Raw genomic sequence first — 25,977 nt, 5'->3', positions numbered from 1 at the left:
GCGGGCGCCGCCGGGGCTCGACGCCTCAGGACTTCTCCTGCCGGTTCAGGTAGTTGTACACGGTGAACCGGCTGACACCGAGCGCCGACGCGACGGTCTCCACCCCATGGCGGACGGTGAACGCGCCGCGTTCCTCCAGCAGGGCGACCACCCGCTGCTTCTCGGTGCGGCCCAGCTCGGCCAGCGGCCGGCCGTCGAACTGGCGGGCGGTGTCGGCCAGTAGCCGTTCCAGCGCGCTGCTCAGCGGCGGCAGCCGCACGGCGACGGCGGGCGCGCCGTCCCACTTCAGGACGACGTCCTCGGGCCGCGCCCCGGCCGGGTCGAGGGCGGTGGCGCCGATGGCCTCCAACAGCGGCCCCAGGGCAGCGGCGAGCGGGTGGTCGGGGGTGCCCGTCATGGTGTCCCGCTCCGTTCGGGTTCCGGGTCGGCGGGTGGCGCGGGGCCGTCGGGAACCACGCTGACCTGCAAGGAGATCCGGCTGGCGCCGACCGCCAGGGTCTCGCGCAGCAGCCGGGCCACGGCGGCCAGCGCCCGCTCGGCGTCGCCCTCGGCGCTGGTGCCGAACGGCCCGACCGAGACGGCCAGCCCCGCCTCCTCGGCGGCCCGGCGGGCGGTGTCGGCGTGCTCGGGGAAGCCGTTCAGGTCGAACGGCTCGGTCGTGAACTCCACCATCAGTCGCACGTGTTCACCATAGCCACGGAATGCTCGAATGATGGTCGGAAGAGGCTACTTGATGAAGGATCGATGGCGTCCGGCGGTCGGATCGTGGACATTCCATGGCGCGGCCCGGGGCTCAGCGCTGGCGAAGCAGCACGGCGAGGCGCGGCGAGTCGGGCGTGGCCGCCTGGCTGTTGACCGCCCGATAGCCCCAACTCTCGTACACCGCCTGCACCTTGCCGTCCCCGGCCAGCGGGTTGACCATCAGCGCCACGCGCTCCTCCGTGCGCCGGGCGAGCAGCTCGTCGTGCAGCCGGCGGGCGGTGCCGGTGCCGCGCCACGGCGGGCGGACGCCGATCTCCCGCAGCGCCAGCACCGGGGTGTCGGTGAAGCCGTCGGGCAGCGGCTCGGCCATCCGCCGCCAGTAGCGGTCGCCGGCGTCGACGGTGGTGCCGTAGGCGTAGCCGACCGCGCGGCCGCCGTCGAGGGCGAGGACGAGCTCGAACCCGGGATCGGCGCGGTGCCGGTCGAGGCGCTCGGTGAACGCCGCGACGCGGTAGTTGGGCAGGTGCAGCAGCGGAGCCCGGACGTCCGCGTAGACCTCCAGCAGCTCCCGGCGGGTCTGCCCGGCCAGGGCGGTGTGGTGGCGGAACTCGACGGTCATGCGGCGCTCCTCCCGGTCGTCGTGCGGCGGCCAGTATGCCGGTGCGGCCCGAACTCGCCCCGGCCGCATTGACGTTGGAGGGGCCGCGGCCTACGCTCCCAGGACTCTCCCGGCGTTCGAAAGGCCCCTGATGCCGCTCGGCGATGCTGTGGTGTTCCGCTCCCGGCAGGCGGTGCTGCCGGAGGGTGCGCGGCCCGCCGACGTGCTGGTCCGGGGCGGGCGGATCGAGCGGGTCGCCGGATACAGCGAACTGCCGCTGGACGGTGCCGAGTTGACGGATCTCGGCGGCCTCGCGCTGCTGCCCGGGCTGGTCGACACCCACGTGCACGTCAACGAACCCGGCCGCACCGAGTGGGAGGGATTCGACACCGCGACGGCAGCGGCGGCGGCCGGCGGCGTCACCACGATCGTCGACATGCCGCTGAACTCCGTGCCGCCGACCACGAGTTCGGCCGCTCTGGCGGCCAAGCGGAAGGCCGCCGAGGGGCGGATCGGCGTGGACGTGGGCTTCTGGGGCGGGGCGGTGCCCGACAACACCGCGCAGCTCCAACTCCTCCACCAGGAAGGGGTGTTCGGCTTCAAGTCGTTCCTCTCCCCGTCCGGCGTGCCCGAGTTCGGGCACCTGGCCGGCCCCGCCGAGCTGACGGCCGCGCTCACCGAACAGGCGAGGCTCGGCGCGCTGGCGATCGTCCACGCCGAGGACCCGGCCGTGCTGGACGCCGCCCCGCGCGTCCCCGGCGTGCGCTACCGCGACTTCCTGGCCTCCCGCCCCGCCGAGGCCGAGACCGTCGCGGTCGCCGGACTGCTGGAGTGCGCCCGCCGCACCGGCGCCCGGGTGCACCTGCTGCACGTCTCCTCCGCCACCGTGCTGCCCCTGCTGCGCCGGGCCCGCGCGGACGGCGTGCGGGTCACCGCCGAGACCTGCCCGCACTACCTGACGCTCACCGCCGAGCGCGTCCCCGACGGCGACACCGCCTTCAAGTGCTGCCCGCCGATCCGCGGCGCCGCCAACCGGGAACTGCTCTGGCAGGCACTCGCGGACGGCGAGTTCGCCGCCGTGGTCTCCGACCACTCGCCGTCCACCACCGGGCTGAAGCTGCTCCGACAGCACGGCGGCAGCGGCGACTTCGCGGCGGCCTGGGGCGGCATCGCGTCCCTGCAACTGGGCCTGCCGGCCGTCTGGACGGAGGCCCGGCGGCGCGGGCACCGGCTGGCGGACGTGGTGCGGTGGATGGCCGCCGGACCGGCCGCGCTGGTCGGGCTGGACGGCGTGAAGGGCGCCATCGCGCCCGGGCACGACGCCGACCTGGTGGCCTTCGACCCCGACGCCGGGTTCACCGTCCACCCCGCGCGGCTGCACCACCGCAACCCCGTCACCCCGTACGCGGGCCGCACCCTGACCGGGCTGGTCCGCCGCACCTGGCTGCGCGGGCGGGCCGTCGAACCCGGCGGCGAACCGCACGGGCGGCTGCTGGTCCGTCGCCGAAACCCGTTGTGAGGAGAGCCGGTTGAGCGCCCACGCATTCGCCGAACTGGTCGATCTGGCCTCCCGCGCGCTCGGCGCGGGCGTGATCGCCACCAACGAGGACACCTTCGCCGACGCCGAGAACCTGCTGGTCGCCGCGCCCGCCGAGTTCCGCCCGCACACCTTCGGGCACAAGGGCCAGATCATGGACGGCTGGGAGTCCCGCCGCCGGCGAGGCCCCAGCGCCGAACAGCCGCACCCCGCCGACGAGGACCACGACTGGGCGATCGTCCGGCTCGGCGCGGCCGGGCTGGTGCGCGGCGTCGTCGTGGACACCGCGCACTTCACCGGCAACCACCCCGAGACGGCCTCCGTCGAGGCCGCGTCCGTCCCCGGCCACCCCTCGCCCGCGGAGGTCGCCGCCGCCGAGTGGACCGAGCTCGTCCCGCGCACGCCCCTGCGCGGCGACACCGCGCACGCGTTCGCCGTCGCCGACCCGGTGCGGTACACCCACGTGCGGCTGAACATCTGGCCGGACGGCGGCGTCGCCCGGCTCCGGGTGCACGGCGAAGTGCTGCCCGACCCACGGGAGTTGGCCGATCTGACGTTCGACCTGGCCGCGCAGGAGCACGGCGGCGTCGCCGAGGACGCCTCCGACCGGTACTACTCCTCCCCGCACCACCTGAACGCGCCCGGTCGCCCCGCCGTGATGGGCGACGGGTGGGAGACCCGGCGGCGGCGGGACAAGTCCCACGACTGGGTCTGCCTCGCGCTGGCCGGCGAGGGGGAGGTGCTGGCGGTGGAGGTGGACACCTCCTGCTTCGTCGCCAACGCGCCCGGCTGGTTCGAACTGGTCGGCGGGGCAGGCGAGTTGCTGCTGCCCCGGACCCGCCTGCAACCCGACACCCGGCACCGCCACCGCCTCCCGCCGGGCACGCCCGTCAGCCGGGTGCGGATCAACGTCTACCCCGACGGCGGGCTGGCCCGGCTGCGCCTGGTCGGCCGCCTCACCCCGGCCGGGCAGGACGCGCTGGCGCTGCGCTGGTTCAACGCGCTGCCGGCCGGCGAGGCGCACCGGCTGGCGCCCGAGGCGGTGCGGCCGCTGCGGGACGCGGCGGCGATCCGGGGGCTGTACCGGAGGTGAGATCAGGTCAGTTCGTCGGCGAGCAGGTCCATCAGCAGGCCGTCCTGCCAGACGCCCCGGGGGTCGCGCCAGTACGCGCGCATGATCCCCACCGGCTTGAACCCGACCTTGCGGTAGGTGCGGATCGCCGCGGTGTTGGCGGCCGCCGGGTCGATGGTCAGCCGGTGGTGGCCCCGCTCGCGCACCAGCCAGCGGGCCAGCGTGCGCACCGCGTCGGTGCCCAGGCCCTGGCCGTGCCGGCGGGCCGTCAGGAAGACGTCGATGCCGGCGTGCCGGTACTCCGGGTCGGACTCCTCCGCGAACTGGATCGCCCCGATCGGCTCGCCGTCCAGCGCGACGGCGAGCATGCCCTCGAACTCCTCCTCGGGCCCCCACCACGCCGCGACCTCCGGCTCCCGCACGATCCGGGCGAGCACCGCCTCCTCGCCGGCGGCGAGCGGCCGCAGGACGACCCTTTCTCCACGCAGTTCCATGGCCCCCAGTATCCCGGGTCGGCGAAGCGCGCTCCGGGGCACAGCGGCATATGCCTGTCAAGGGGTTGGCGCTCCGGCGGGGGAAAATCCGCCGAGCCCGTGATCGGGAGCGGGGTGCCTGGTTACGCTGGGCCGACGGCGGGGTTGAGGGAAAGGTCCGGGGGATGACTACGGTGAGCCGGGGGCGGAGCGATCTGCTGGGTCCTGGTGGCGGCGGCGCGGGCCCGTTCGCGGTGCTGCGACGCGCCCTGCGCCTGCTGGAGGCCGTCGACCGGTACGCCGACGGGTGCACGACGGCCGACCTCTCGCGGGCACTGACCATGCCGGAGACCGCCGTGCGGCAACTCGCAGAGGAACTCGAGACCGAGGGCTACCTGCTGCACCTCGACGGCCTGTGGACGCTCGGCGGGGCCTTCACCCTGCTCGGCGCGCAGCACCGCGAACCCCTGGTACGGGCCCGCCTGCACCACCGCCTGGAGGAACTGCGCGACGAGCTCGGCGCCGCCGTGTACTTCAGCCGCTACCAGGACGGCGAACTGCTGGTCGAGGCGGTGTGCGAGGGCGAGCACGCGCCCGCCGTGAACGAATGGGTCGACTTCCGCGCCACCGCGCACGCCTCCGCGATCGGCAAGTGCCTGCTCGCCCAACTCGACCACGCCGCGCGCCTGGACCACTTCGCCCGCCACCCCGTGGCCCGCCTCACCGCCAGAACCATCACCGAGACCGACCGCCTCCTGCACCGCCTCGACCGGCAGCCCGCCACCGTCCCGGTACTCGACCTCCAGGAGTACTCGATGGACACCGTCTGCGCCGCCGTCCCGATAGTGGCCGGCAACACGGTCGGCTGCCTCGCCACCTCCCTCCCCGTCGAACAGGCCCACCGCCTCCGCGAGGCCGCCGAACTCCTGACGGCCCGCGCCACCCCGCTGATGCTCGCAATGGCGGTCTGAGCCGCCGCCGGGCGGGAAACAGAACGGGGGCCGTCGCGTGGATCCGGCGATCCGGAGCGACAGCCCCCATTTGGTTCGACGTGTCCCCTCGTCACCGGATCGGCAGGCGGGCTGCCGGTGCGGTGCGACGTCGAAGGTTCGAGCCCGTCCCCCCGGGAACGGGCTTCCCCCGGTGAGATCCACCGTAGGCGGGGCGGGCGGGCCGGAGTTGGCGGTGCGTGACCGGCGGGTTGGCGAGGAGTCGCCGGGGGTCAGGGGCAGGCGCGGCGGCGGTGGTCGCGCGGGGCGAGGCCGTACGCGGTGCGGAAGGCGCGGCTGAAGTCGTCGGGGCGGGGGATGCCGCAGCGGGCGGCGATGGTGCCGATGGGGACGGTGCGCAGGGCGGGGTCGGCGAGGTCGCGGTGGGCCTTCTCCAGGCGCAGCCGGCGGATCCAGGCCGCGACGGTGTCGCCGTCGGTGTACTGGGCGAACAGGCGGTGCAGGTGGCCCACCGAGATGTGGTGGGCGGCGGCGACGGTCGCGGGCGACAGGTCGGGGTCGTGCAGGTGGCGGCGGACGAACGCGCGGACCTGTTCGACGGTGGCGCGCTGCCGGGCGGTCTCGGACAGCCCGGACTCGTCCGCGAGCTCCTCCGCCAGCCAGGCGGCCACCAGGTCCACGGCGATCGGTCCGAGCCGGTCGGCGACCGCGGGGCCGAGCGTGGGGGCCTGGCGGTCGATGCTGAGCAGGAAGTCGGCGAGCACCGCGGCCGGGCCCTCGGTCGCCCGGAAGCCCCGTCCGAGCAGGCGGCGCAGCCGGTGCGGGGGGATCGGCAGCAGCGCGGTCGGGAAGTCGATGCCGACGCCCTCGACGCGCGGTTCGCCGCCCGTCGCGGCGCGTTCGCCGAGCGCCCGCAGGTCGTAGGGCCGGGAGCTGTCCAGCATGGTGAGCTCGCCGGGGCGGAACACCTGGGTCGGCTCGCCGTCGCGGGTCAGGGCCAGCGCGCCGCCCCGGACGAAGGTCAGGTGGAACACGCCGGGGTCGGAGCGCCGCACCCGGGCGTCGGTGCGCCGGAAGCGCGCGGACGGGAAGGACGTGCCGAGGAAGGTCACCGGCCCGAGTTCGGAGCGGCGCAGCTCGGCGTGGAACCGGTCCGGGTCGGTGGCGGTGGCGTCGCAGTCCCTGGTCAGCCCGAGCAGGTCGCGCCAGAGTTCGAACCGCTCGTGCGGCCGGAGTGCCGCGAGCGGGTCGACGCCCTCCGTCGCCGTGGTCATGCTGGTCCACCTTCCGTCAGCCCCTGGCAACTCGCCGTGTCCGCCGACAGCATCGCAGGCCGCCGCCGGGCTCCCGCACGGCGGGTGCCGCCGTGCGCCGATCGGACGCGAGCGGTGGGCACCCGACGCCGGGATCCCGGCAGGCTGAACACCGACGGCCGTCCGGAACCGGCGGGCGAGCGGGAGCGAGGAGGCCTGGTGGACCACGGAACGAGCGTGCTGCTCCGGGCGGTTCCGCTGCTCATGGGCGCGGTGTCGGCCGCGCTCGGCGGCTACGTCCTCGCGCACTCCGGCGGGCCGAGCGCCCGGGTCGCGGGCCTGACGCTGGTCTTCCTGGCCGCCGTCTGCCTCTGCCTGTTCGCCGTGGCGTCCACCGTCGTGCGGCAACTGCTCGGCCGTTCCGGCGCGTTGGAGCGGATCGGCCGGCCGGCGTTCGGCTTCGCGGTGGCCGGGGCGGCGATCGGCTACGGGCTGTGCCTGCTGGCGGAGAGCCGCCGGCCGGTGGCCGACTTCGTGGCCGGGAGCGTGGTCCTCGGCCTCGGCCTGGTCTGCGTGTGCGTCTCGTCGGTGGCCGCGGTCGCCACCCGCTTCACGCTGATCGGGGAGAACGCCGCCCGCCCGGAGGGCTCCCCGCCGCGCTCGCCCGCGCCGTTCGGCCGGACCGGGGCCCGGGTGCTGGTGGCGGTCCCGGCCGTCGCGGCGGCCGCCGCCTGGGCGTGGGCGATCGTCATGCTGGCCAACGGCGGCGGCGGGGACTCGGACGCCCGCTTCACGGCCGGGCACGTGGTGGTCGACCAGGCGATCGTCTGCACCGCCCTGATCGGGCTGGTGGTCACCCTGCTGCGGCAGATCCGCAACACCTACACCCCGCGGGAGCGGTTCTGGTGGCTCGTCCCGGCCGCCGTGCTCGGCGCCATGGACATCACCGGGGGCCTGGTGGTCGTCGCCCTGGACCCCCGGCCCGGTCAACTGGCCACCGGCTACGTGCAGATCGGGCTCGGGCTGCTGTGCTGGACGGTGCTGAGCGCGGTGCTGCTGCTCGCCCTCCGCTGGCGCCGCGCCGCCCCGCCGGCCGGCCGCGTCCCGCTGATCCCGCTCGGCACCACCCTGCTGTGCCTGTTCATGTCGGCGTTCCTGTTCGAGTCCGCCGACCCGGACGTGATCGTCGCGGCCCGGGTCCTGGTCGGCCTCGGCGCCGTCTGCTTCGCGCTGTTCGCCGTGGTCTCCGCCCTGGAAGCCACCGACCGCGACTGACCGGGAGCACCGCGCACGCCGCCCGCGCACGCCGCCCGGAAACAGCGAAGGCAGGGAGCCCAAGCTCTCCTGCCGCTATCAAACTTATACCGGACAGGGGGCCTTGCGGCAAGGCCCCCTCCCTGGCGCACAATCGCTGACTGAATCGGGAAACCCGCGCAAACCGCACAGAACCGGGCGAACCGCGCGCAATTGCCCGGCAGGGGATCGGAGACAGCAGGACATGACCCAGCAGACGACCAGTGCCTTCGCCCTGCCCGAGCGGCTCGCCGCCAAGGCGGACCCGGCCCTGATCGCCGACGACGAACGGCACTTCGCCGCCGTCGCCGCGACCCTGGAGCAGGACATCGCCGACCTGACCGCCCGCCTCGACCAGGTCCGCCGCAGCCCCGGCGGAGCGGGCCGCGCCGCCCTGGACCGCGACAACGAGATCCACCGACTCACCTCCCGGCTGCGGACGTTGCGCCGCTTCGGCAGCGACCTGTGCCTCGGCCGGATCGTCCGCGCCGACCAGGACGAACCCGTGTACATCGGCCGCCTGGGCCTCGCCGACGCCGACGGCCGTCGGCTGCTGATCGACTGGCGCTCGCCCGCCGCCGAACCGTTCTTCGCCGCCACCCACGCCAACCCGATGGGCCTCACCAGCCGCCGCCGCTACCGCTGGCAGCGCGGCCGGATCGGCGACTACTGGGACGAGGTGTTCACCGCCGAGGCGCTCGACGGCCACGCCGCCCTCGACGACCAGTCCGCGTTCATCGCCGGCCTCGGCTCCGCCCGCTCCGAGCGGATGCGCGACGTCCTCGCCACCATCCAGGCCGACCAGGACGCCATCATCCGGGCCGGCTCGCGCGGCGCCCTGGTCGTCGACGGCGGCCCCGGCACCGGCAAGACCGTCGTCGCCCTGCACCGCACCGCCCACCTGCTGTACTCCGACCCGCGCCTGGGCCACCGCAAGGGCCGGGTGCTCTTCGTCGGCCCCCACCAGCCCTACCTGGCCTACGTCTCCGACGTGCTGCCCAGCCTCGGCGAGGAGGGCGTCCAGACCTGCACGCTGCGCGACCTGCTCCCCGAGGGCGCGGGCGCCCCGGCGGAGCCGGACCCCGAGGTGGCCCGGCTGAAGGCCGCCGCCGGCATGGTCGGCGCGATCGAACGGGCCGTGCGGGTCTACGAGGAACCGCCCACCGAGGCCTGCAAACTCGCCATCGAGTGGTACGAGCTGTCCGTCCAGCCCGAGGACTGGGCCGAGGCCTTCGCCGCCGTCGGCCCCGGCACCCCGCACAACGAGGCCCGCGAGACGATCCTCGACGAACTCGTCACCATCCTGATCGACCGGAACGCCGACGCCCTCCAGGACGAGGAGCACGGCATCTCGCCCGAGATGCTCGCCCGCGAACTGCGCCGCGACCGCGAACTGCTCACCGCGCTGCGCCGCGCCTGGCCGATCCTGGAACCCACCGACCTGGTCGGCGACCTGTGGACCGTCCCCGCCTACCTGCGGCTGTGCGCGCCCTGGCTGAGCCGCGAGGAGATCCGCACCCTGCAGCGCACCGACCCCGCCGCCTGGACGGCCGCCGACCTGCCGCTGCTGGACGCCGCCCGCCGCCGCCTCGGCGACACCGACGCCGACCGCCGCCAGCGCGCCCACCGGGCCCGGCTCGCCGCCGAGCGCGAACTCATGGACGGCGTCGTGGACCACCTGCTGAACGCCGACGACGACGGCGAGGGCGCGACCATGATGCTGGGCGGCGCCGACCTGCGCGACGCGCTGATCGACCACGCCGACCCCGAGCCGCTCGACCCCGACCTGCTGGCCGGGCCGTTCGCGCACATCGTCGTCGACGAGGCGCAGGAACTCACCGACGCCGAATGGCAGATGCTGATCGCCCGCTGCCCGTCCCGGTCGTTCACCATCGTCGGCGACCGCGCGCAGGCCCGGCACGGCTTCACCGAGTCCTGGACCGAACGCCTGGAGCGGGCCGGGCTGGACCGCGTCACCCTCACCTCGCTGGGCGTCAACTACCGCACGCCCGAAGAGGTGATGGCCGAGGCCGAGCCCGTCATCCGGGCCGCGCTGCCCGACGCCAACGTCCCGACCTCGATCCGCCGCAGCGGCCTGCCCGTCCTGCACGGCGTCCCCGCCGACCGCGACGGGCTGCTCGCGGCCTGGCTGGCCGACCACTCCGAGGGCACCGCCTGCGTCATCGGCGACCCGGCCTGGCCCGGCCTGCCCCGGGTGCGCTCGCTGACCCCCGAACTCGTCAAGGGCCTGGAGTTCGACCTGGTCGTGCTGATCGACCCGGAGGCCTTCGGCGAGGGCATCGAGGGCGCCGTCGACCGGTACGTGGCGATGACCCGGGCCACCGGCCAACTCGCCATCCTGCGTAGCTAGTTCGGCTTCGCGTCGAGCACCCGGTAGCGCAGGTGCGTGACGGTCTGGGACGGGATCACCTCGACCGGCTCCAGGGTGGCGCGGACGCCGTCGAGGAGGCGTTCGCCCGCCCGGAGGCCGAGGACCACCGGCACCAGGTGCAGCACGAGCTCGTCCAGCAGCCCGGCCCGCAGGTACTGGCGGACGGTGGACGCGCCGCCGGCGATCTCCACGTCCTGCTCGCCGGCGGCGGCCCGGGCCCGGTCGAGGGCCGCCTCGATGCCGTCCGTGACGAACTCGAAGGTGGTGCCGCCGCCCATCGGCAGCGGCTTGCGGGGGTGGTGGGTGAGCACGAACACCGGTGCGTGGTACGGCGGTTCGGGCCCCCACCAGCCCGTCCAGGTCTCGTCCCAGGCGCCCCGGCCCGGCCCGAACATGTTGCGGCCCATGATGTGCGCGCCGGTGTTGGCGTGCAGCGCGCCGAGCAGGTGCGCGTCCTGCTCGCGGTCGGGCCGGTCGGTCTCCCACATCCAGGAGGTCAGCGGCTCCCGCACCCCCGGGCCGAACGGGTGCTCCAGGCTCTGGTCCGGTCCGGCGGTGAAACCGTCCAGCGAGACGGCCAGGTTGGCGGTGACGATTCCCACGAGGGCTCCCGGTGGTTTCGACGGCGTTGGTCCCCCGGGCGATGCTAGGCAGTGCGGGGGGCGTTCAGCGGGAGCCACGAGCGGGGGCGGGCACGGAGCCCGGCCAGGCGGTGGGGTCCACGGCGAGCCAGGGCGCGGCCGCCACCGCCGTCGGCGTCAGGCCGGTGAACGTGCGCACCTCGCGGTGCAGGTGGGACTGGTCCGCGTAGCCGCTCTCGGCCGCGACGCCGGCCGCCTCGCGGCCCAGCGCGAGCAGGTGGGCGGCGTGGTCGAAGCGCACCAGCCGGGCCGCCCGCTTGGGCGTGACGCCCAGCTGGGCGCGGAACCTGGCCCACAGCAGCTGCCGGCTCCAGCCGACCTCGTCCGCCAGCGACTCCACCCGGGCCCGCCCCCGGCTGACGAGGGTGCGCCGCCAGACGTGGGCCACCTCCGCGTCGACGCGCGGGCGTTCGACGCGGCGCCGTTCGAGCCAGTCCGCCGCCACGGCGAACCGTTCCTCCCAGCAACCCGCCGCCCGCAGCCGGTCCTCCAGCCGCCCCGCGTCCCGGCCCCAGAGGGACTCCAGCGCCGCGACCGGCCCGCCGGGCCCCGCGCCGAGCAGCGAGGCCGCCGCGACCGGGTCCAGGCGGATCTGCAGGCAGTCCACCCCCCGGCCCGCCGCCCGGACCTCCCCCGGGAGCAGCCCGACGACGACACTGCCCCGCGCACGCCGGCCCTGCGCGTCGTAGACGATGCCCCGGTCGTCCCGCGCCCGCCCGCCGCTGAGGTCGACGAGCAGCGTCACCGCCGGATGCGCGACCATCGTGATCCCCACCGCCTGCGGGGCGCGCTGCCGGAACCCGGCCATGCTGACGCCCGGCAGCCGCCCGGACGACGGGGGCGGCACCGCGATGTCCACGGCGGACCAGACGGGCGGAGCCGGGAGTGACGTCACTTCGAAATCCTAGGGTCTGTCCGGTCGATCTTGTCGGATCAGCGCGCGGCTCCCCCGGCCCTTGGGGGCCGGGAGGTGCCCCCATTCCGCGCCCGGCTGGGAGTGCCGGACGAACGTCCTCGTACTGGGTGTACTTGGATGTTTGGCCGGTGCTTCCAGGCGGGATGATCCGGCGTCGCGCGCCCGGCAAGATCGGCCGGACAGACCCTAGAGCAGTACGGCTATCGGTCGGCGGCGGCGAAGCCCAGCAGCAGCTCGGCGGTCGGCCCGGGCGCCTCCAGCGGGGGCAGGTGCCCGACGCCGGGCAGCATCACCACCCGCGCCACCGCGTCGTACCGGTGCGCCGAGGACGGGTCCCAGCGGGGGTCGGCGTCGCCGAAGACCACCAGGCCGGGCAGGCCGAGCGGCGCCAGCCGCTCCGGCACCGCGCGCTCGCGGAGGTACGCCTCGTTGGCGCGCAGCACCGCGCGGAACGTCCGGTACGTGATCGGCCGCACCCCGGCCACCACCTCGTCCGGGATCTCCACCGGGCGGGCGGCGACCGACGCCAGCCCCTTGCGGAGCACCGCGTCGGTGCGCAGCGCCCACAGTAGCGGCCCCAGCGGCGGGGCGAGCAGCAGCCGCAGCAGCAACGGCTCCGGGAGCAGCGCGTCCACGGCCGGGCCGGTGCTGACCATGGCGAGCGAGCGCACCAGGTCCGGCCGCTGCTCGGCGAGCGCCGTGCCGACGTACCCGCCGCTGGAGTGCCCGACCGCGACCACCGGCCCCACCCCCAGCCCGTCGAGCACCGCCGCCACCCGCCCGGCCTGTACCGGCACGTCGTACGGCGGCCACTGCGGGGAGCGGCCGCACCCCGGCAGGTCGACCGTGATCACCCGGTGGTGCGCGGCGAGCACCTTCGCCACCGGGCCCCAGAACGCGCCGGCCGCCCCCGACCCGTGGACGAGCAGGACCGGCGGCGCCTGCTCCGGACCGTCGCAGACCACGTGCATGCCGTGCGCGCCACCGCGCGAGAAGTCGTTCATGGCAGCGATGATGCGCGGCGGTCCGGCGGCCGGTCTTGGACAAATGTCGCGGCGGCGTACCGCCTTCGGTGTTCCGCGGTGGCCCGGGCCGGGCACGACGGCGGAGGATCACACCGACCGCACCCCCGCCCGACCACGGGAGCCCCGATGACCAGGCGCATCCTCACCGTCTGCCTCGGCAACTACTGCCGCAGCCCGTTCGCCGCACGCGTCCTCGCCGATCTCGGCGGCGCGGCCGTCGAGGTGCGCTCCGCCGGGCTGGTCGGCGCCTGGCAGGAGGCGCACCCCGAGATGGCCGCCGTGGCGAACGTCCTCGGCTACGACCTGACCGGCCACCGGCCCACCCGCGTCACGGCGGAGCTGATCGAGTGGGCCGACCTGGTGCTCGCCATGGACCACGCCGTGCTGGACCGGCTGCACGCCCTGGTCGGCCCCGACAGCGCCACCGAGATGCGGCTCTACCTCGACCACGACCGCGACGTCCCCGACCCGATGGGCCGCTCCGCCGTCGAGTTCGTCTACTGCGCCCTGCTGATCGAGGCGGGCGCGGCAAACCACCTGCCCCGCTAGCCTGTTCGTACAGGGGGTTCTGTCCATGAGCTACAACATCCTGCTGGCCGGGCCGCTGCGCCCGGAACAGCTGAAGCCGGCGCTGGCCGAGGAGTTCGCCGTGCCGGCCGCGACCGTCGACGTGGTCCACTCCGACGAGACGGCGGCGCGCGACTGGGACGCGCAGGTGATCTGCGAGTTCCGCCCGACCAGCGGCGACACGTCGCTGCTGCTCGACATCTCCCTCGCCGACGGCGTCCCGGGCCGGCCCGCCGAGCCCGACCTCGCGATCTCCCTCGCCCGGCGGCTCCAGCAGCCCGTCCTGTACCCCGACCCGAGCGTCGACCCGAGCGCGTACTGGGTCGCCGACCCGCAGGGAAACACCGCGCGGGCCCGCCTGTACGCACCCGACGAGGACGGCGGCGATCACGTCGTCGACGCCGTCGACGCACCGGTCACCGGCCTGCCGGGCATTCCCGTGAAGCGGTTCCCGGAGGCGATCCGCGCCTTCCGCACCGAGACCCCCGTCACCGAGGAATTCGAGGCCGCCCTCCCGCACCGGGACGCGAACGAGATCCGACTCCTCGTGGCCGACCTGTGGAGCTGGGAGAGCCTCTCGGCCCGGATGGCACAGGGCTGGCCACCCTACGCCTGGTACCCGGCCTCCCTCTACGAGGAGAGCCTCCTCCTGCGCGACCGCCTGGACGCCGCGCTGCGCACAGCCGCCCCGGAGGCCGCCCCCGCCCTCCTCGCCCGACTCGACGCCGCCTACCGCCGCCTCACCGTCGACGACGGCGGCACCGCCCTGGCCGCGGCCCTCGGCCTGCCCCGATCCGCCCTCGCGGCGCGCGGCTGGTGGTGGCACCGCCGCCCGGCCGACCTCCCCTGGGAGGAGGAGGCCGGGTGAGCCGCGGTCAGCCGAACCGCGGGGAGAGGTGCGCGGACAGGGCGTGCAGGAAGGACGGGGCGTCGAAGATCGCGCCGGCGGAGGCGACGCCGGTGGTGCGGGTGCGGGCGGTGAGGACGCGGTCGACGGCCTCCACCGCGAGGGGGGCGGTGACGGCGTAGATGTCGCGGCCGGTGACGCAGGCGCGGCGTGCGGCGGCGCCGGAGCGGACCAGCACGTCGACGGTGAAGGTCTGCGCGGAGCGGCCGTGTTCGTCGACGGCGGTCGGCGGTGCGGCGTCGGGGGCGGACAGGTCGGCGGCGGCGTTCGCGGTCATGTAGGTGCGCACCTCCGGGATGTCCAGGTGGCTGGGGACGGTGACCACGTCGGCCATGGTGAAGCCGCCGAGCACGGGCTGCGGGCCCAGCGGGGCGGGGAAGTGCCAGTCGAGGGTGGGCAGGGCGTCGTCGTGGTGCTCCAGCCGGCCTCCGGTGAAGCGGACCCGGCGCCCGCCCCGCCGCCGCGCCGAGACCGCGCCCGCGGCGAGCGTGCCGGCCGTGGGGTGCCAGCTGCTCAGGCCGTAGGCGATGTGCGCCTCGTCCGCCGCCGTCCAGTCGCCCATGGCGGCCGTCACCAGCAGGTCGCCGAGGCCGCCGTAGAAGGCCATCGCCGGGACCACCGGGGTGCCCGCCGCGCGGGCGCGGTCCGCGAAGCGGGCGAAGGTGTCGAGGTTGGCCTCGATCTCGGCCGCCACGTCGACGTAGGGGAGGCCGGCCCGCAGCGCCGCGTCGATCAGCGGGGCGGCCGTGGTGGCGAACGGCCCCGCGCAGTTGATCACGGCGGCGGCGTTGCGCAGCGCGCCGTCGAGCGCCGCCGGATCGTCCACCGAGGCGGCCCGGACGGGGAGTTGCGGCCAGTCCAGGGCCAGCGCCCGCAGCTTGTGCCGGTCGCGGCCGACCAGCAGCGGGAGGTACCCGCGCCGGTGCAACTCCGCCACCACGAACCGCCCGGTGTGCCCGTACGCGCCGTACACCGCCACCACCCTGCCCGACTCCATGCCGCCTGCTCCCGCCCGTTCGAAATGGTCCGACGGGGAAGAGCCTCTCCCGTCCGGCCCGCGAGGCCCAGTGTCCGGAACGACACGACCCGTACAATTCCCGACATGGTCCCCGCCGTGCACTCCGTCGCGATCGCCGCCACCGACGGCATGCTGCACTTCGAACTCGCCCTCGCCCAGGAGGTGTTCGGCTCGCGCCCGGACGCGGTGCCGGGCCCCTGGTACGACCTCGGGGTGTGCGGCCCGCACGCCGTCCGGGTGGGGCGGTTCCTGCTGGAGCCGGACCGCGGGCTCGACCGGCTGGCGGACGCCGACACCGTGATCGTCCCCGCCCTCGCGGACGTCGACCAGGACCCGCCGGCCGCACTCGTCGAGGCGGTGCGCGCCGCCCACGCGTCAGGCGCACGGGTGGTTTCGCTGTGCACCGGCGCGTTCGCGCTCGCCGCCGCCGGCCTGCTCGACGGGTTGCGCGCGACCACGCACTGGGCGCACACCGCCGAACTGGCCCGCCGCCACCCCCGCGTCGAGGTGGACCCGGACGTGCTCTACGTCGACAACGGCCGGGTCCTCACGTCCGCCGGCAAGAGCGCGGCGATGGACCTGTGCCTGCACCTGGTCCGCCGCGACCACGGCCCGGCGGCCGCCAACGCGGCCGCCCGCCGCCTGGTCGTCCCGCCCCACCGGGCAGGCGGGCAGGCGCAGTTCGTCACCACCCCGGTGCCCGCCCGGGACGACCACCCGCTGGCCGAGCTGCTCCCGTGGGCGATGCGCCGGCTGGATCAGCCGCTCACCGTCGAGGACCTGGCCCGCCGGGCGAACCTGAGCGCCCGCCAGCTGACCCGCCACTTCCACGCGGTGACCGGCACCACCCCGCTGCAGTGGCTGCTGACGCAGCGGATCCGGCGCGCCCAGGAACTCCTGGAGACCACCGACGACAGCGTCGACACCGTCGCCGCGGCCTCCGGCCTGGGCACCTCCACCACCCTGCGCCGCCACTTCCGGCGCACCGTCGGCGTGCCGCCGGACACCTACCGCCGCACCTTCCGGGCCTGAGGGGTCCTCAGCCGTCAGCCGCGCCGGGCCACCGACAGCAGGACGTCCACCAGCCGCTCCGCCGCGTCCGGACGGCCGTGCTCGCGGGCCCGCGCGGCCATCGCCGCCCGCCGCGCACCGTCCTCCAGCAGCGGCCCGAGCGCCGCCCGCAGATCGTCCGGCGCGACCGCCCCGAGCAGCGCGACGGCCGCCCCCGCCTGCTCCAAGTGGGCGGCGTTGTGGGCCTGTTCGTTGCCCGCCGCGGAGGCCAGCGGCACGAAAACGGCCGCCTTGCCGAGCGCCGTCAGCTCCGCGAGGGTGCCCGCGCCGCTGCGGCTGACCACCACGTCCGCCAGCGCCAGCACGTCCGGCAGCTCGGCGCCCATGAAGCCGGTCAGGTAGTAGCGGCCCATCAGGTCGGCGGGGATCCTCGACGCCCGGGCGTTCAGGTCGGCCTCGTTCGCCGGCCCGCACTGGTGGACGACGTTCGCCCGCTCCAGCAGCCACGGCAGGACGCCGGACACCAGGTCGTTGATCTGCGCCGAACCCTGCGCGCCGCCCGTCACGTACACCGTCGGCAGCGAACGGTCGAAGCCGTACAGCCCGAGCGCCGCCACCGCCTTGTCCGGCTGCCCGGACAGCACCGCCGGGCGGACCGGATTGCCCGTCACCGCCGCCGTGCCGCGCGCGGAGGCCGGCAGCAGCGGCAGCGTCGACTCCGAGGAGACCGCGACCCGGGTCGCCGCCCGCGCCAGCACCCGGTTCGCCAGCCCCAGCCGCACCGTCTGCTCGTGCACCACCAGCGGGGCCCGGCACGAGCGGGCGGCCAGGCCCACCGGCACCGCCACGTACCCGCCCGTCGCCAGCACCACGTCCGGCCCGAACCGCCGGATCAGCGACCGCGCCTGCACCGCGCCCCACGGCACCCGCAGCATGTCCCGCACGTTCGCCGGCGACAGCAGCTTCAGCGGATTGCCCGACCGCCGCACCTTCCCCGTCGCCACCGGCTCGAACCTGATCCCCTCCGCCGGCGCGACCCGCGCCTCCAGCCCCTTCGCCGTCCCCACCCACAGCACGTCCACCGCCCGGCCCTCGGCCGCCAGCCGCCCCTGCAACGCCCGCACCGCCGTCAACGCCGGATACGTGTGCCCGCCCGTACCGCCGCCGGTCACCACGACCCGCAACGCCCGCTGTTCGCCGCCCACTTCGCGCCACTCCTCCTGCTCGCTCCACTGCTGCGCCTCCAGGGTGCACGCTTGTCCGACAGTCCGTCACATTTCGATGGGGGAACGCGGGAGATGCACGAGGCCCACCTGGACCCGGAGTTGGCGGCGGCGCTGGCCGCCCGGGGCGGCACACCGGCGCCGTTGACGCCGGAGCGGCTGCCGCACTGGCAGCGGGCGGACGCGGCGGCGCGACCACGGCCCGGCGTACCGGAGTTGACGGCCGGCGGCCGGTTCGAGGCCGGCGCGGGGGACGGCGTGGTGTGGGCGCGACCGGCCGGGGCCGGCGGGCGGCTGCCGGTCCTGTACTACCTGCACGGAGGCGGGCTGATCGGCGGCAACGCGTACGCCGTACTACCGCGCGTGCTACGGGAGTTGGCGCAGCCCCTCGGCCTCGCCGTGGTCTCCGCCGAGTACCCGCTCGCGCCCGCCGCCCGGTACCCGCGGCCGCTGCACGCCTGCCGGGACGCCCTGCACCGGACCCTGGCCGACGCCGACCGGCTCGGAATCGACCCCGAACGGGTGATCCTGGCCGGCAAGAGCGCCGGCGGCGGCCTCGCCGCGGCCCTCGCCCTGCTGCTGCGCGACGAGGGCGGCCCGCGGGCGATCGGCCAACTCCTGCTCAGCCCCATGCTCGACGACCGCGGCGACACCGCCTCCAGCCGCCAGCTCGCCGGCCGCGACACCTGGGACGCCACCTCCAACGCCACCGCCTGGACCGCCGCCCTCGGCCCCCGCCGCGGTGCGCCCGACCTCCCGCCGTACGCCGCCCCTGCCCGCGCCACCGCACTCGCGGGCCTCCCACCCGCCTACCTGGAGGTCGGCTCCGCCGAGACCTTCCGCGACGAGGTGGTGGCCTACGCCAACACCCTCTGGCAGTGCGGCGCCAACGCCGAACTCCACGTCTGGCCCGGCGCGTTCCACGGCTTCGACACCCTCGCCCCACACGCCGCCATCACCCGCACAGCAGCGGCGGCCCGCCGGGACTGGCTGCGGCGACTACTTGCGGGGTGACCGCGCCGCGGACTGCGGGCGGCGGTCAGCCCGGGGTGGTGGTGGGGGTCCAGCCGGTGGTGGTCCAGGTGGTGGGGGTGCGGGTGAGGTGGAGGTGCTGGTGGTCGCGGTCGGGGGCGGCCTGCCAGAAGTCGGCGGTGGTGGCGTGGAGGGCGTAGCAACGGAGGGCGGGGGAGGGGGTGGGGCAGGCGGGGGCGGGGCGGACGGGGCCGCGGAGGCGGACCTGGCGGCCGGGGCCGGGCCAGTAGACGGTGAGCGCGGCGTCCGGGCGGGCGGTGAACTGACGGGCCTTCGGGGAGTCGGGCTCGGTCCAGAAGTGCCAGGCGCCGGCGGCCGCGTCGACGTTCCGCAGGACGAGCACCCGGGCGTCCGGGCGGCCCTCGGCGTCGACGGTGGACAGCGTCATCACCTGGGCGTCGGGGACGCCGGCGGCGAGGGCGTCCAGCAGCCAGGCGGTGAAGAGCGCGGCCGGGTCGGCGGAGGCGTCCGGATCCGGGGCGGGGTAGTCGGCGGCGGCGAGGACGGGGTGGGCGATCAGGGCCCGCACCAGCGGGCCGGGTGCGGTGCGGTCGGTCACGGTCCCTCCACGGGTGGCTCCGGGTCACCCTATCGAGCGGCTTATTAGACTCAATGTTGATAAGACTCGTCGAAACCCTTGTCGAGCTCGATACCCGCGAGTAGTTTGCCCCTGTGCCCACGGGTCCACCGAGACCCCCCGAAGGCCGGCCCGCCGCCCGTCAACCCCCCGTCGCAGGTACAGGAGGCACCCCCATGCCGCGCACCACCCCCTCCCGCAGCCTCCGGCCCGGGCAGCCCGCGTCCGTGCACGACAACCTCGTCCTCGAACCCCGCGACGTCCACTTCGACTGGTCGCGGCTGCCCATGCACTGGATCCCCGACGAGCCGATGGCCACCCACACCATCAACGTCCTGCACCTGCTGCTCCCCGAAGGCGAACGCTGGTTCGTCAAGGTGTTCAAGGAGGCGCTGCCGCTGATCCGGGACGACCAACTGCGCGAAGAGGTGCTCGGGTTCATCGGCCAGGAGGCGATCCACGCCGAGGCCCACCAGGAAGTCCTCGACCACCTGCTCGGCCAGGGCCTCGACCCCAGGCCGTACGTCCGGCAGATCAGCTGGCTGTTCCGCCGCGTCCTCGGCGACAAGCCCGGGCTGAGCGCCCGCAAGCGCCGCGAGAACATCATCGAACGGGTCGCCTTCATCGCCGCGATCGAGCACTTCACCGCGTTCCTCGGCGACTGGGCGCTCAACTCGCCCGGCCTCGACCGCGCCAAGGCCGACCCCACCATGGTCGACCTGCTGCGCTGGCACGGCGCGGAAGAGGTCGAACACCGCAGCGTCGCCTACGACTTGATGCGCCACCTCGACCCCGGATACCTGCGCCGCATCCGCGGCATGGCGGTCTCCGGCCCGCTGCTGATCCACCTGTGGATCCGCGGGGCCCGGTTCCTGCTCGCCGCCGATCCCGGCCTGGGCGGCCGGCTGGTGCCGACCTGGCGCGAGTACCACAAGGCCGCGAAGCGGGGACTGCTCCCCGAACCCGCCCGGTTCGTCCGCTCGGCGCTGCGCTACTTCGCCCCGAGCTACCACCCCACCAACGAGGGCAGCTCCTCGCAGGCGCTCGCGTACCTGGCCAAGTCGCCTGCGGCGAGGGCTGCTGCGGCTCACTGACAGGGCGCGAGAACCAGGGAGCGCACAACCAGGGGCGCGGGGAACTGCGCGAAGGGGAACGTATCCGACGGCAAGATCGCGACGCAGGGCAATGACTTGCACTTGATCGCGACCTTGCGGACGTGGTCTGCGCTTGTCGCGCAGTTCCCCGCGCCCCTGGTTTCGCAGCCAACCGCTCTCCCTGTCTTCGCACCCTCCTGCTCTTCGCACCCACAAGTCCCCGGTCCCAACGTCCCCGGAGTCGCACCCCCATGGATCTCGAAACCCTGCCGCCGGACCTGTACGGCCGTCCTCGGGTCGATCGGATGTTCGCGCGGTTGACCGCGTTCGGTGACTGGTACTCGGGGGTGTTGGGGCGGCCGGGGTTGCGGCGGAGCCCGCGGCAGGCGGAGTCGCGGCCGGTGCCCCCGCTGTACCTGGTGGTGACGTCGCACCAGGTGGTCGCCGAGGACGTGGTCGAGTTGCGGCTCGCCGATCCGTCGGGTGGTCTGCTGCCGTCGTGGCAGCCGGGTGCGCGGGTGCTGGTGACGCTGCCCTCGGGGCGTGAGCGCCACTATTCGTTGTGCGGCGATCCGGCCGACCGGTACGTGTACCGGGTCGCGGTGCGGCGGATCGCGGACGGCGGCGGCGGGTCGGTGGAGGTCCACGACGAGCTGCACGTGGGCGTGCGGCTGCGGGTGCGCCGGCCGCGCAACGGCTTCGCGTTCTGCGGGGAGCCGCAGGTGCTCTTCCTGGCCGGCGGGATCGGCGTCACGCCGCTGCTGCCGATGGCACGCGCCGCCCAACTCGCGGGCATCGACTGGAAGTTGATCCACACCGGCCGCACGGCCGACGCGCTCCCGTTCTCCGCCGAGCTGAAGGCCCTCGACCCGTCCCGGGTGGAGCTGCGCACCGACGACGTGCACGGCGTCCCGGACGCCGCCGAGCTGCTGTCGCACGCCGCGCGGGGCGCCGCCGTGTACGTGTGCGGGCCGGCGCCGATGCTGGGCGCGGTGCAGCGGGCGTTCGACGCCTCGCCCGCGGCGGCGCTGCACTTCGAGCGGTTCGGCGCCGCGCCGATCGTCGACGGCCGGCCGTTCGCGATCCGGCTGGGCGGGGACGGCGAGCCGGTGACCGTCCCGGCGGACCGCTCCGCGCTGGACGTGGCAAGGGAGTTGAAGCCGGACCTGGCCTACTCCTGCAAGCAGGGTTTCTGCGGCACGTGCGTGCTGAAGGTGGTGTCGGGCACGCCCGAGCACCGCGACCGCAGGCTGACCGAGGAGCAGCGGGCCGAGGGCCTGGTGCTGCCGTGCGTGTCCCGAGCCGCCGAGGGCGAGACCCTCGTCCTGGAGGTGTAGTCGATGGCCGCCGAGAAGATGCCCCGATTCCCGTACAGCGAACAGGACTTGGCGAAGTTCCGGGAGGTCCAGCAGCTGGCCTACCACTGCGCGGAGCAGGTCGCGGCGTGGATCGAGCCGGGCGTGACGGAGCGCCAGGCCACGGCGCAGCTGCGGCGCGCCCTGGTGCGGGCGGGCGTGCAGGACTTCTTCCACGTGCCGTTCGCCTGGTTCGGCGACCGCACCGCGTTCCGGCACTTCCACACCCCGCTGCAGTTCTTCGCGGGCTCGCGGGTGCTGAAGGAGGGCATGCCGTACGTGCTGGACTGCGCGCCGGTGGTGGACGGCTACACCGCCGACATCGGGTACGGCGGCAAGGTCGGCGAGAACCCGGTGTGGGACCGCCTCGCCCAGGACCTCAAGGCGTACCGGGAGTTGATCCTGCGCGAGGTGAAGGCCCGCAGGACGCTCGCCGAGGTGTACGCGGCCGTGGACGCGCAGATCGCCGAGCACGGCTACGACAACCGGCACCAGGTGTACCCCGGTCGGGTGATCGGCCACCAGGTGACCAGGACGACCGCGCGCGGACCGGCCGGGGTGAACCTGTTCGGCTTCGGCGTGCGCACCCTGCAGACCCTCGGGCGCGAGCTGGTCAAGGAACGCCTGGAAGGACGCTCCCCGCTGTGGGCCGGCGGCCGCGCCTCCCGCCACGCGCCGACGCCCGGACTGTGGGCGGTGGAGCCGCACATCGGATTCCGCGAGGTGGGCATCAAGTTCGAGGAACTCCTCGTGGTCACCGAGGAGGATGTGTACTGGCTCGACGACGACCTGCCGCACGTGCGGCGCTGGGCACTCCAGGAGGGCACCGTATGACCGGCCGCAGCACCGAGATCCGTCGCCGCACCGTCGACTCCGGCGGGCTGGAACTCGCCGTCTACGAGCAGGGCGACCCGACCCGTCCCACCGTGCTGCTGGTGCACGGCTACCCGGACGACCACAGCGTCTGGGACGACGTCGCCGCCGACCTGGCCGCCGACCACCACGTGGTGCGCTACGACACCCGGGGCTCCGGCGCCTCCGGCGTGCCCGCCCGGCGGGAGGACTACCGGCTGGAACTGCTCGGCCAGGACCTGTTCGCCGTCGCCGACGCCGTCAGCCCCGACCGGCAGGTGCACGTGGTGGCGCACGACTGGGGCAGCGTGCAGTCCTGGGAGGCCGTCACCGCCCCCGGCTCGTACCGGCGGATCGCCAGCTACACCACCATGTCCGGGCCGTGCCTGGACCACATGGGCCACTGGATCCGGCACCGGCTGCGCCGCCCGACGCCCCGGCACGTGTCCCAACTGCTGCGCCAGGGCCTGCACTCCTGGTACATCGGCCTGTTCCACCTGCCGGTGCTCGCGCCCGCCGCCTGGAAGCTCGGCCTGGCCCGGCTGTGGCCCAAGGTGCTCAGCGACCTGGAGGCCGTCCGCCCCCGGCCCGGCCACCCGCAGCGCACCCTCGCCAAGGACGCCGTGCACGGCATCGAGCTGTACCGCGCCAACATGCGCCCCTCGATGGCCAGTCCGCGCGAACGCCACACCGAGGTGCCCGTCCAGCTGATCAGCCTGCAACGCGACCGCTACGTCTCGGAGTTCCTCTCCGAGGGCCTGGAGCGCTGGGTGCCCCGGCTGACCCGCCGCACCCTGAACGCCACCCACTGGTCCGCGCTGCTGGAGAAGGGCCCGACGGTGGCCGGCATGATCCGCGAGTTCGTCGCCCGCGACCACGGCGCACTGCGCCAGGAGCCGGTCGGCAGCGGCGAGTTGGTGGTCGTCACCGGCGGCGGCAGCGGCATCGGCCGGGCCACCGCGCTGGCCTTCGCCGACCAGGGCGCCCGGGTGGTGGTCTGCGACCGCGACCTGCCCGCCGCGCAGCGCACCGCCGAACTGTGCGCGCTGTCCGGCGTCAAGTCCGGCGCGTACCAGGTGGACGTCAGCGACGGCGCGGCCGTGGACGCCTTCGCCAAGCAGGTCACCGCCGACTTCGGCGTGCCCGACGTGGTCGTCAACAACGCCGGCATCGGCCACTCCGGGACGTTCCTGGAGACCACCGAGGAGGAGTGGCGGCGCGTCCTGGACGTCAACCTGTGGGGTGTCATCCACGGCAGCCGTGCCTTCGGGCAGCTGATGGTCGACCACGGCCAGGGCGGGCACATCGTCAACCTGGCCTCCGCCGCCGCCTACCTGCCGTCCAAAGTCCTTGCCGCGTACGCCACTTCGAAGTCCGCGGTGTTCATGCTGTCGGACTGCCTGCGGGCCGAACTCGCCCCGCACCGGATCGGCGTCTCCACCATCTGCCCCGGCATCGTCAACACCAACATCACCCGCACCACCACCTTCTCCGGCCTCGGCGCCGACGAACAGGCCGCCAAGCAGGCCCGGGTCTCCAAGATGTACGCCCGCCGCGGCTTCCCGCCCGAGAAGGTCGCCGCCGAGATCGTCCGCGCCGTGCGCACCGGCAAGGCCGTCGTCCCCGTCACCGTCGAGGCCAAGGCCGCCCGCCTGCTCGGCCGGATCAGCCCCGGCCTGCTCCGCCTGAGCGCCCGGATCGACGCGGGCTGACGGCTCGGCGGACACCCGGTGCGGCGCGGCCGACGGAACAACGGCCGCGCCGCACCGACCCGTTGGGGGCACGGGCGGGCCCGCGCCGTAGACTGACAGCCCATGGACCTGACCGTCATGGCCGCCCCCCTCGCCTCCTTCGCGCTCGTGGTGGGCCTGCTCACCCTCACCCCCGGCGTCGACACCGCCCTCATCCTGCGCACCGCCGCCCTCGGACAGCGCCGCCGCGCCTGGGGCGTCGTCCTCGGCATCCAGACCGGCACGATGATCTGGGGCACCGCCTCCGCCGCCGGCCTCAGCGTGCTGCTCACCGCCTCCCGCGTCGCCTACGAGACACTGCGCTGGGCCGGCGTCTGCTACCTGCTGTGGATGGGCGTCCAACTGCTCCGCAAGCGGTCGCAGGCCACCCCGGACGGGCCGGACGAGACGCCCGGCGGCGGTGGCCTGTGGGCCGGTTGGCGGCGCGGCACGGTCACCAACCTGCTCAACCCGAAGGTCGGCGTGTTCTACGTCGCCGTGCTGCCCCCGTTCATCCCCGCCGGCGCCCCGCACCTGCCCGCCGGGGTGCTGCTCACCTCCGTGCACGTTGTTGAGGGCACCCTGTGGTCCGCCGTGCTGATCGGCTTCGCGCACACCCTGCGCGGCTGGCTGCGCCACCCCGCCGCACGCCGCCTGCTCGACCGGATCACCGGCACCGCCGTGCTCGGCTTCGGCGTCAAGCTGGCGCTGACCGACTGACCCCGGGCGGCGCCACGGCGGCGGCCAGCCGGGCCGCTGCCGCAGCCACCGCCGACCGCAGCTCCGGGCCGCCCAGCACCCGGAAGTCGTACGGCACGGCGGCCAGCCACTCCTGCGCGTACATCGCCGGGTTGCGCGTGCTGCCGTGCAGCACGCAGCGGTCGCCCGACGCCTCCAGCCGGCCCATCGTGGCGCCGATCCACGGGGCGACCTCGGCCAGCGGGGCGTCGAACAGCACCTGCGTCGGGTAGGCCCAGCCCGCGCCGAGACGGGCCTCCAGCAGGGCGACCGGGTCCAGGTCGTCCGGCATCCGGAAGCCCGTCGTGGTCTCCTCCACCGCCACCATCCGGTCGATCCGGAAGGTGCGCACCGCGTCCACCCGGTGCGAGTGGCCCAGCAGGTACCAGCGGGCCCGGCGCACCACCACCGCCCACGGATCCACCTCCGCCCGCCGCTCGACGCCGCCCTCGCCCCGGTACGTGATCACCGCGCGCCGCCGCGCCGCCACCGCCTCCACCAGCGTGTTCGTCAACGCCGGGTCGGCGTACACCGCCCACCGGTCCGGCGCGGCCGCCGCGTGCTCGCGCAGCGCCGCCGCCTGCCGCCCGACCTCCTCCGGCAGCACCCGCACCACCTTGTCCAGCGCCGACCCCACCGGGTCGCCCGGCTCCGCGGCCGCCGGACGCCCGTCCAGCACCGCCATCACCAGCCCCAGCGCCTCCGCCTGCGTGAACGCCACCGGCGCGAGCCGCGTCCCGCGCCGCAGCCGGTACCCGCCGTACGGGCCGCGCTCCGACTCCACCGGAATGCCGGCCTCCCGCAGGATCGCCACGTACCGCCGCGCCGCCCGGTCGGTCACCCCGAGCCGCTCCGCCAGCTCCTCCGAGGTGGTCCCCGGCCGGGCCCGCAGGATCTCCAGCGTGCGCAGCGCGCGGGCGGTGGGGCTGGTCGCCGTCTCGTTCTCCACGTCCGGCAGCCTAGTGTTCCGCGGCGAGAGCCCGTCCCCGGTCGGCGGGGCGGGCTCTCGTCGTTCCTTGGG

26 protein-coding genes are annotated in these 25,977 nt (G+C 75.1%); 14 read left to right on the top strand and 12 right to left on the bottom strand.

Annotated features, from left to right (window positions below; genetic code table 11):
* Positions 1-25: 25 nt before the first annotated feature.
* The 3 genes from ACWEMJ_RS09615 to ACWEMJ_RS09605 form a co-directional block, all read right to left on the bottom strand.
* A complete protein-coding gene (locus ACWEMJ_RS09615) occupies positions 26-397 on the bottom strand; it encodes a helix-turn-helix domain-containing protein (RefSeq protein ID WP_452136423.1) in 372 nt (123 codons plus the stop codon).
* Positions 394-672 (bottom strand): thiamine-binding protein, encoded by a 279-nt coding sequence (locus tag ACWEMJ_RS09610; RefSeq protein WP_452136473.1) that lies wholly within the window; start codon positions 670-672, stop codon positions 394-396. The genes ACWEMJ_RS09615 and ACWEMJ_RS09610 overlap by 4 nt, the downstream gene beginning before the upstream one ends.
* A gap of 121 nt (positions 673-793) precedes the next feature.
* Positions 794-1,321 carry a GNAT family N-acetyltransferase gene (locus ACWEMJ_RS09605; protein ID WP_452136422.1) on the bottom strand — a complete coding sequence of 176 codons (528 nt, stop codon included), beginning with the start codon at positions 1,319-1,321 and terminating at the stop codon, positions 794-796.
* 130 nt (positions 1,322-1,451) lie between these two features.
* Between ACWEMJ_RS09605 and allB the strand changes: the two genes are divergently transcribed.
* Entirely contained in the window at positions 1,452-2,819 is a 1,368-nt protein-coding gene (allB, locus tag ACWEMJ_RS09600; RefSeq protein ID WP_452136421.1) for an allantoinase AllB, read from the top strand.
* A gap of 10 nt (positions 2,820-2,829) precedes the next feature.
* The gene (gene alc / locus ACWEMJ_RS09595; protein WP_452136420.1) at positions 2,830-3,930 is read left to right on the top strand and encodes an allantoicase; all 1,101 of its coding nucleotides are present in this window, start codon (positions 2,830-2,832) and stop codon (positions 3,928-3,930) included.
* 2 nt (positions 3,931-3,932) lie between these two features.
* Here alc and aac(6') read toward each other — a convergent pair whose 3' ends face one another.
* On the bottom strand, positions 3,933-4,403 hold the full coding sequence (aac(6'), locus tag ACWEMJ_RS09590) for an aminoglycoside 6'-N-acetyltransferase (RefSeq protein WP_452136419.1): 471 nt from the start codon (positions 4,401-4,403) through the stop codon (positions 3,933-3,935).
* Between the two features lie 164 nt (positions 4,404-4,567).
* On the opposite strand from aac(6'), the gene ACWEMJ_RS09585 reads away from it, so the two are divergent.
* Positions 4,568-5,353, top strand: a complete 786-nt coding sequence (locus ACWEMJ_RS09585) for an IclR family transcriptional regulator (protein ID WP_452136418.1) — start codon at positions 4,568-4,570, stop codon at positions 5,351-5,353.
* 251 nt (positions 5,354-5,604) lie between these two features.
* Here the strand turns inward: ACWEMJ_RS09585 and ACWEMJ_RS09580 are convergent, their stop codons facing one another.
* A complete protein-coding gene (locus tag ACWEMJ_RS09580) occupies positions 5,605-6,606 on the bottom strand; it encodes a helix-turn-helix domain-containing protein (protein WP_452136417.1) in 1,002 nt (333 codons plus the stop codon).
* A gap of 198 nt (positions 6,607-6,804) precedes the next feature.
* Between ACWEMJ_RS09580 and ACWEMJ_RS09575 the strand changes: the two genes are divergently transcribed.
* Both ACWEMJ_RS09575 and helR read left to right on the top strand, forming a co-directional pair.
* Positions 6,805-7,860, top strand: coding sequence for a DUF2776 family protein (locus ACWEMJ_RS09575; RefSeq protein ID WP_452136416.1), 1,056 nt, complete (start codon positions 6,805-6,807; stop codon positions 7,858-7,860).
* Positions 7,861-8,083: 223 nt separating this feature from the next.
* Entirely contained in the window at positions 8,084-10,249 is a 2,166-nt protein-coding gene (gene helR / locus ACWEMJ_RS09570) for an RNA polymerase recycling motor ATPase HelR (protein ID WP_452136415.1), read from the top strand.
* On the opposite strand, the gene ACWEMJ_RS09565 is transcribed toward helR, so the two are convergent.
* The 3 genes from ACWEMJ_RS09565 to ACWEMJ_RS09555 form a co-directional block, all read right to left on the bottom strand.
* Positions 10,246-10,872: a dihydrofolate reductase family protein gene (locus tag ACWEMJ_RS09565; RefSeq protein WP_452136414.1), complete on the bottom strand. Its 627-nt coding sequence runs from the start codon at positions 10,870-10,872 to the stop codon at positions 10,246-10,248. The genes helR and ACWEMJ_RS09565 overlap by 4 nt on opposite strands.
* A 64-nt stretch (positions 10,873-10,936) precedes the next feature.
* A complete protein-coding gene (locus ACWEMJ_RS09560; protein WP_452136413.1) occupies positions 10,937-11,806 on the bottom strand; it encodes a helix-turn-helix domain-containing protein in 870 nt (289 codons plus the stop codon).
* Between the two features lie 221 nt (positions 11,807-12,027).
* On the bottom strand, positions 12,028-12,831 hold the full coding sequence (locus ACWEMJ_RS09555) for an alpha/beta fold hydrolase (protein WP_452136412.1): 804 nt from the start codon (positions 12,829-12,831) through the stop codon (positions 12,028-12,030).
* 147 nt (positions 12,832-12,978) lie between these two features.
* Between ACWEMJ_RS09555 and ACWEMJ_RS09550 the strand changes: the two genes are divergently transcribed.
* Both ACWEMJ_RS09550 and ACWEMJ_RS09545 read left to right on the top strand, forming a co-directional pair.
* Positions 12,979-13,401 (top strand): arsenate reductase/protein-tyrosine-phosphatase family protein, encoded by a 423-nt coding sequence (locus ACWEMJ_RS09550; protein ID WP_452136411.1) that lies wholly within the window; start codon positions 12,979-12,981, stop codon positions 13,399-13,401.
* Positions 13,402-13,426: 25 nt separating this feature from the next.
* Positions 13,427-14,287 carry a hypothetical protein gene (locus ACWEMJ_RS09545; protein WP_452136410.1) on the top strand — a complete coding sequence of 287 codons (861 nt, stop codon included), beginning with the start codon at positions 13,427-13,429 and terminating at the stop codon, positions 14,285-14,287.
* Positions 14,288-14,294: 7 nt separating this feature from the next.
* On the opposite strand, the gene ACWEMJ_RS09540 is transcribed toward ACWEMJ_RS09545, so the two are convergent.
* On the bottom strand, positions 14,295-15,323 hold the full coding sequence (locus ACWEMJ_RS09540) for a saccharopine dehydrogenase NADP-binding domain-containing protein (protein ID WP_452136409.1): 1,029 nt from the start codon (positions 15,321-15,323) through the stop codon (positions 14,295-14,297).
* Between the two features lie 105 nt (positions 15,324-15,428).
* Between ACWEMJ_RS09540 and ACWEMJ_RS09535 the strand changes: the two genes are divergently transcribed.
* The gene (locus ACWEMJ_RS09535; RefSeq protein WP_452136408.1) at positions 15,429-16,376 is read left to right on the top strand and encodes a helix-turn-helix domain-containing protein; all 948 of its coding nucleotides are present in this window, start codon (positions 15,429-15,431) and stop codon (positions 16,374-16,376) included.
* Positions 16,377-16,390: 14 nt separating this feature from the next.
* Here ACWEMJ_RS09535 and ACWEMJ_RS09530 read toward each other — a convergent pair whose 3' ends face one another.
* On the bottom strand, positions 16,391-17,560 hold the full coding sequence (locus ACWEMJ_RS09530; RefSeq protein ID WP_452136407.1) for a UDP-N-acetylglucosamine--N-acetylmuramyl-(pentapeptide) pyrophosphoryl-undecaprenol N-acetylglucosamine transferase: 1,170 nt from the start codon (positions 17,558-17,560) through the stop codon (positions 16,391-16,393).
* 93 nt (positions 17,561-17,653) lie between these two features.
* On the opposite strand from ACWEMJ_RS09530, the gene ACWEMJ_RS09525 reads away from it, so the two are divergent.
* Positions 17,654-18,592, top strand: a complete 939-nt coding sequence (locus ACWEMJ_RS09525; RefSeq protein WP_452136406.1) for an alpha/beta hydrolase — start codon at positions 17,654-17,656, stop codon at positions 18,590-18,592.
* A 25-nt stretch (positions 18,593-18,617) separates the two neighbouring features.
* Here ACWEMJ_RS09525 and ACWEMJ_RS09520 read toward each other — a convergent pair whose 3' ends face one another.
* Positions 18,618-19,169, bottom strand: coding sequence for a pyridoxamine 5'-phosphate oxidase family protein (locus ACWEMJ_RS09520; protein ID WP_452136405.1), 552 nt, complete (start codon positions 19,167-19,169; stop codon positions 18,618-18,620).
* 194 nt (positions 19,170-19,363) lie between these two features.
* On the opposite strand from ACWEMJ_RS09520, the gene ACWEMJ_RS09515 reads away from it, so the two are divergent.
* The 5 genes from ACWEMJ_RS09515 to ACWEMJ_RS09495 all read left to right on the top strand — a co-directional run bounded on the left by ACWEMJ_RS09515 (position 19,364) and on the right by ACWEMJ_RS09495 (position 24,938).
* Positions 19,364-20,281: a metal-dependent hydrolase gene (locus ACWEMJ_RS09515; protein WP_452136404.1), complete on the top strand. Its 918-nt coding sequence runs from the start codon at positions 19,364-19,366 to the stop codon at positions 20,279-20,281.
* A 251-nt stretch (positions 20,282-20,532) separates the two neighbouring features.
* Positions 20,533-21,618: a PDR/VanB family oxidoreductase gene (locus ACWEMJ_RS09510; protein ID WP_452136403.1), complete on the top strand. Its 1,086-nt coding sequence runs from the start codon at positions 20,533-20,535 to the stop codon at positions 21,616-21,618.
* A 3-nt stretch (positions 21,619-21,621) separates the two neighbouring features.
* Entirely contained in the window at positions 21,622-22,470 is an 849-nt protein-coding gene (locus ACWEMJ_RS09505; RefSeq protein ID WP_452136402.1) for a M24 family metallopeptidase, read from the top strand.
* On the top strand, positions 22,467-24,200 hold the full coding sequence (locus ACWEMJ_RS09500; RefSeq protein WP_452136401.1) for an SDR family oxidoreductase: 1,734 nt from the start codon (positions 22,467-22,469) through the stop codon (positions 24,198-24,200). The genes ACWEMJ_RS09505 and ACWEMJ_RS09500 overlap by 4 nt, the downstream gene beginning before the upstream one ends.
* 102 nt (positions 24,201-24,302) lie before the next feature.
* Positions 24,303-24,938: a LysE family translocator gene (locus ACWEMJ_RS09495; RefSeq protein WP_452136400.1), complete on the top strand. Its 636-nt coding sequence runs from the start codon at positions 24,303-24,305 to the stop codon at positions 24,936-24,938.
* Here ACWEMJ_RS09495 and ACWEMJ_RS09490 read toward each other — a convergent pair.
* Positions 24,916-25,905, bottom strand: coding sequence for a helix-turn-helix transcriptional regulator (locus tag ACWEMJ_RS09490; RefSeq protein WP_452136399.1), 990 nt, complete (start codon positions 25,903-25,905; stop codon positions 24,916-24,918). The genes ACWEMJ_RS09495 and ACWEMJ_RS09490 overlap by 23 nt on opposite strands.
* Between the last annotated feature and the right edge of the window lie 72 nt (positions 25,906-25,977).

It is taken from the genome of Kitasatospora sp. NPDC004531 (genome assembly GCF_053602195.1).
This window is presented reverse-complemented; position numbering and strand designations above follow the sequence as displayed.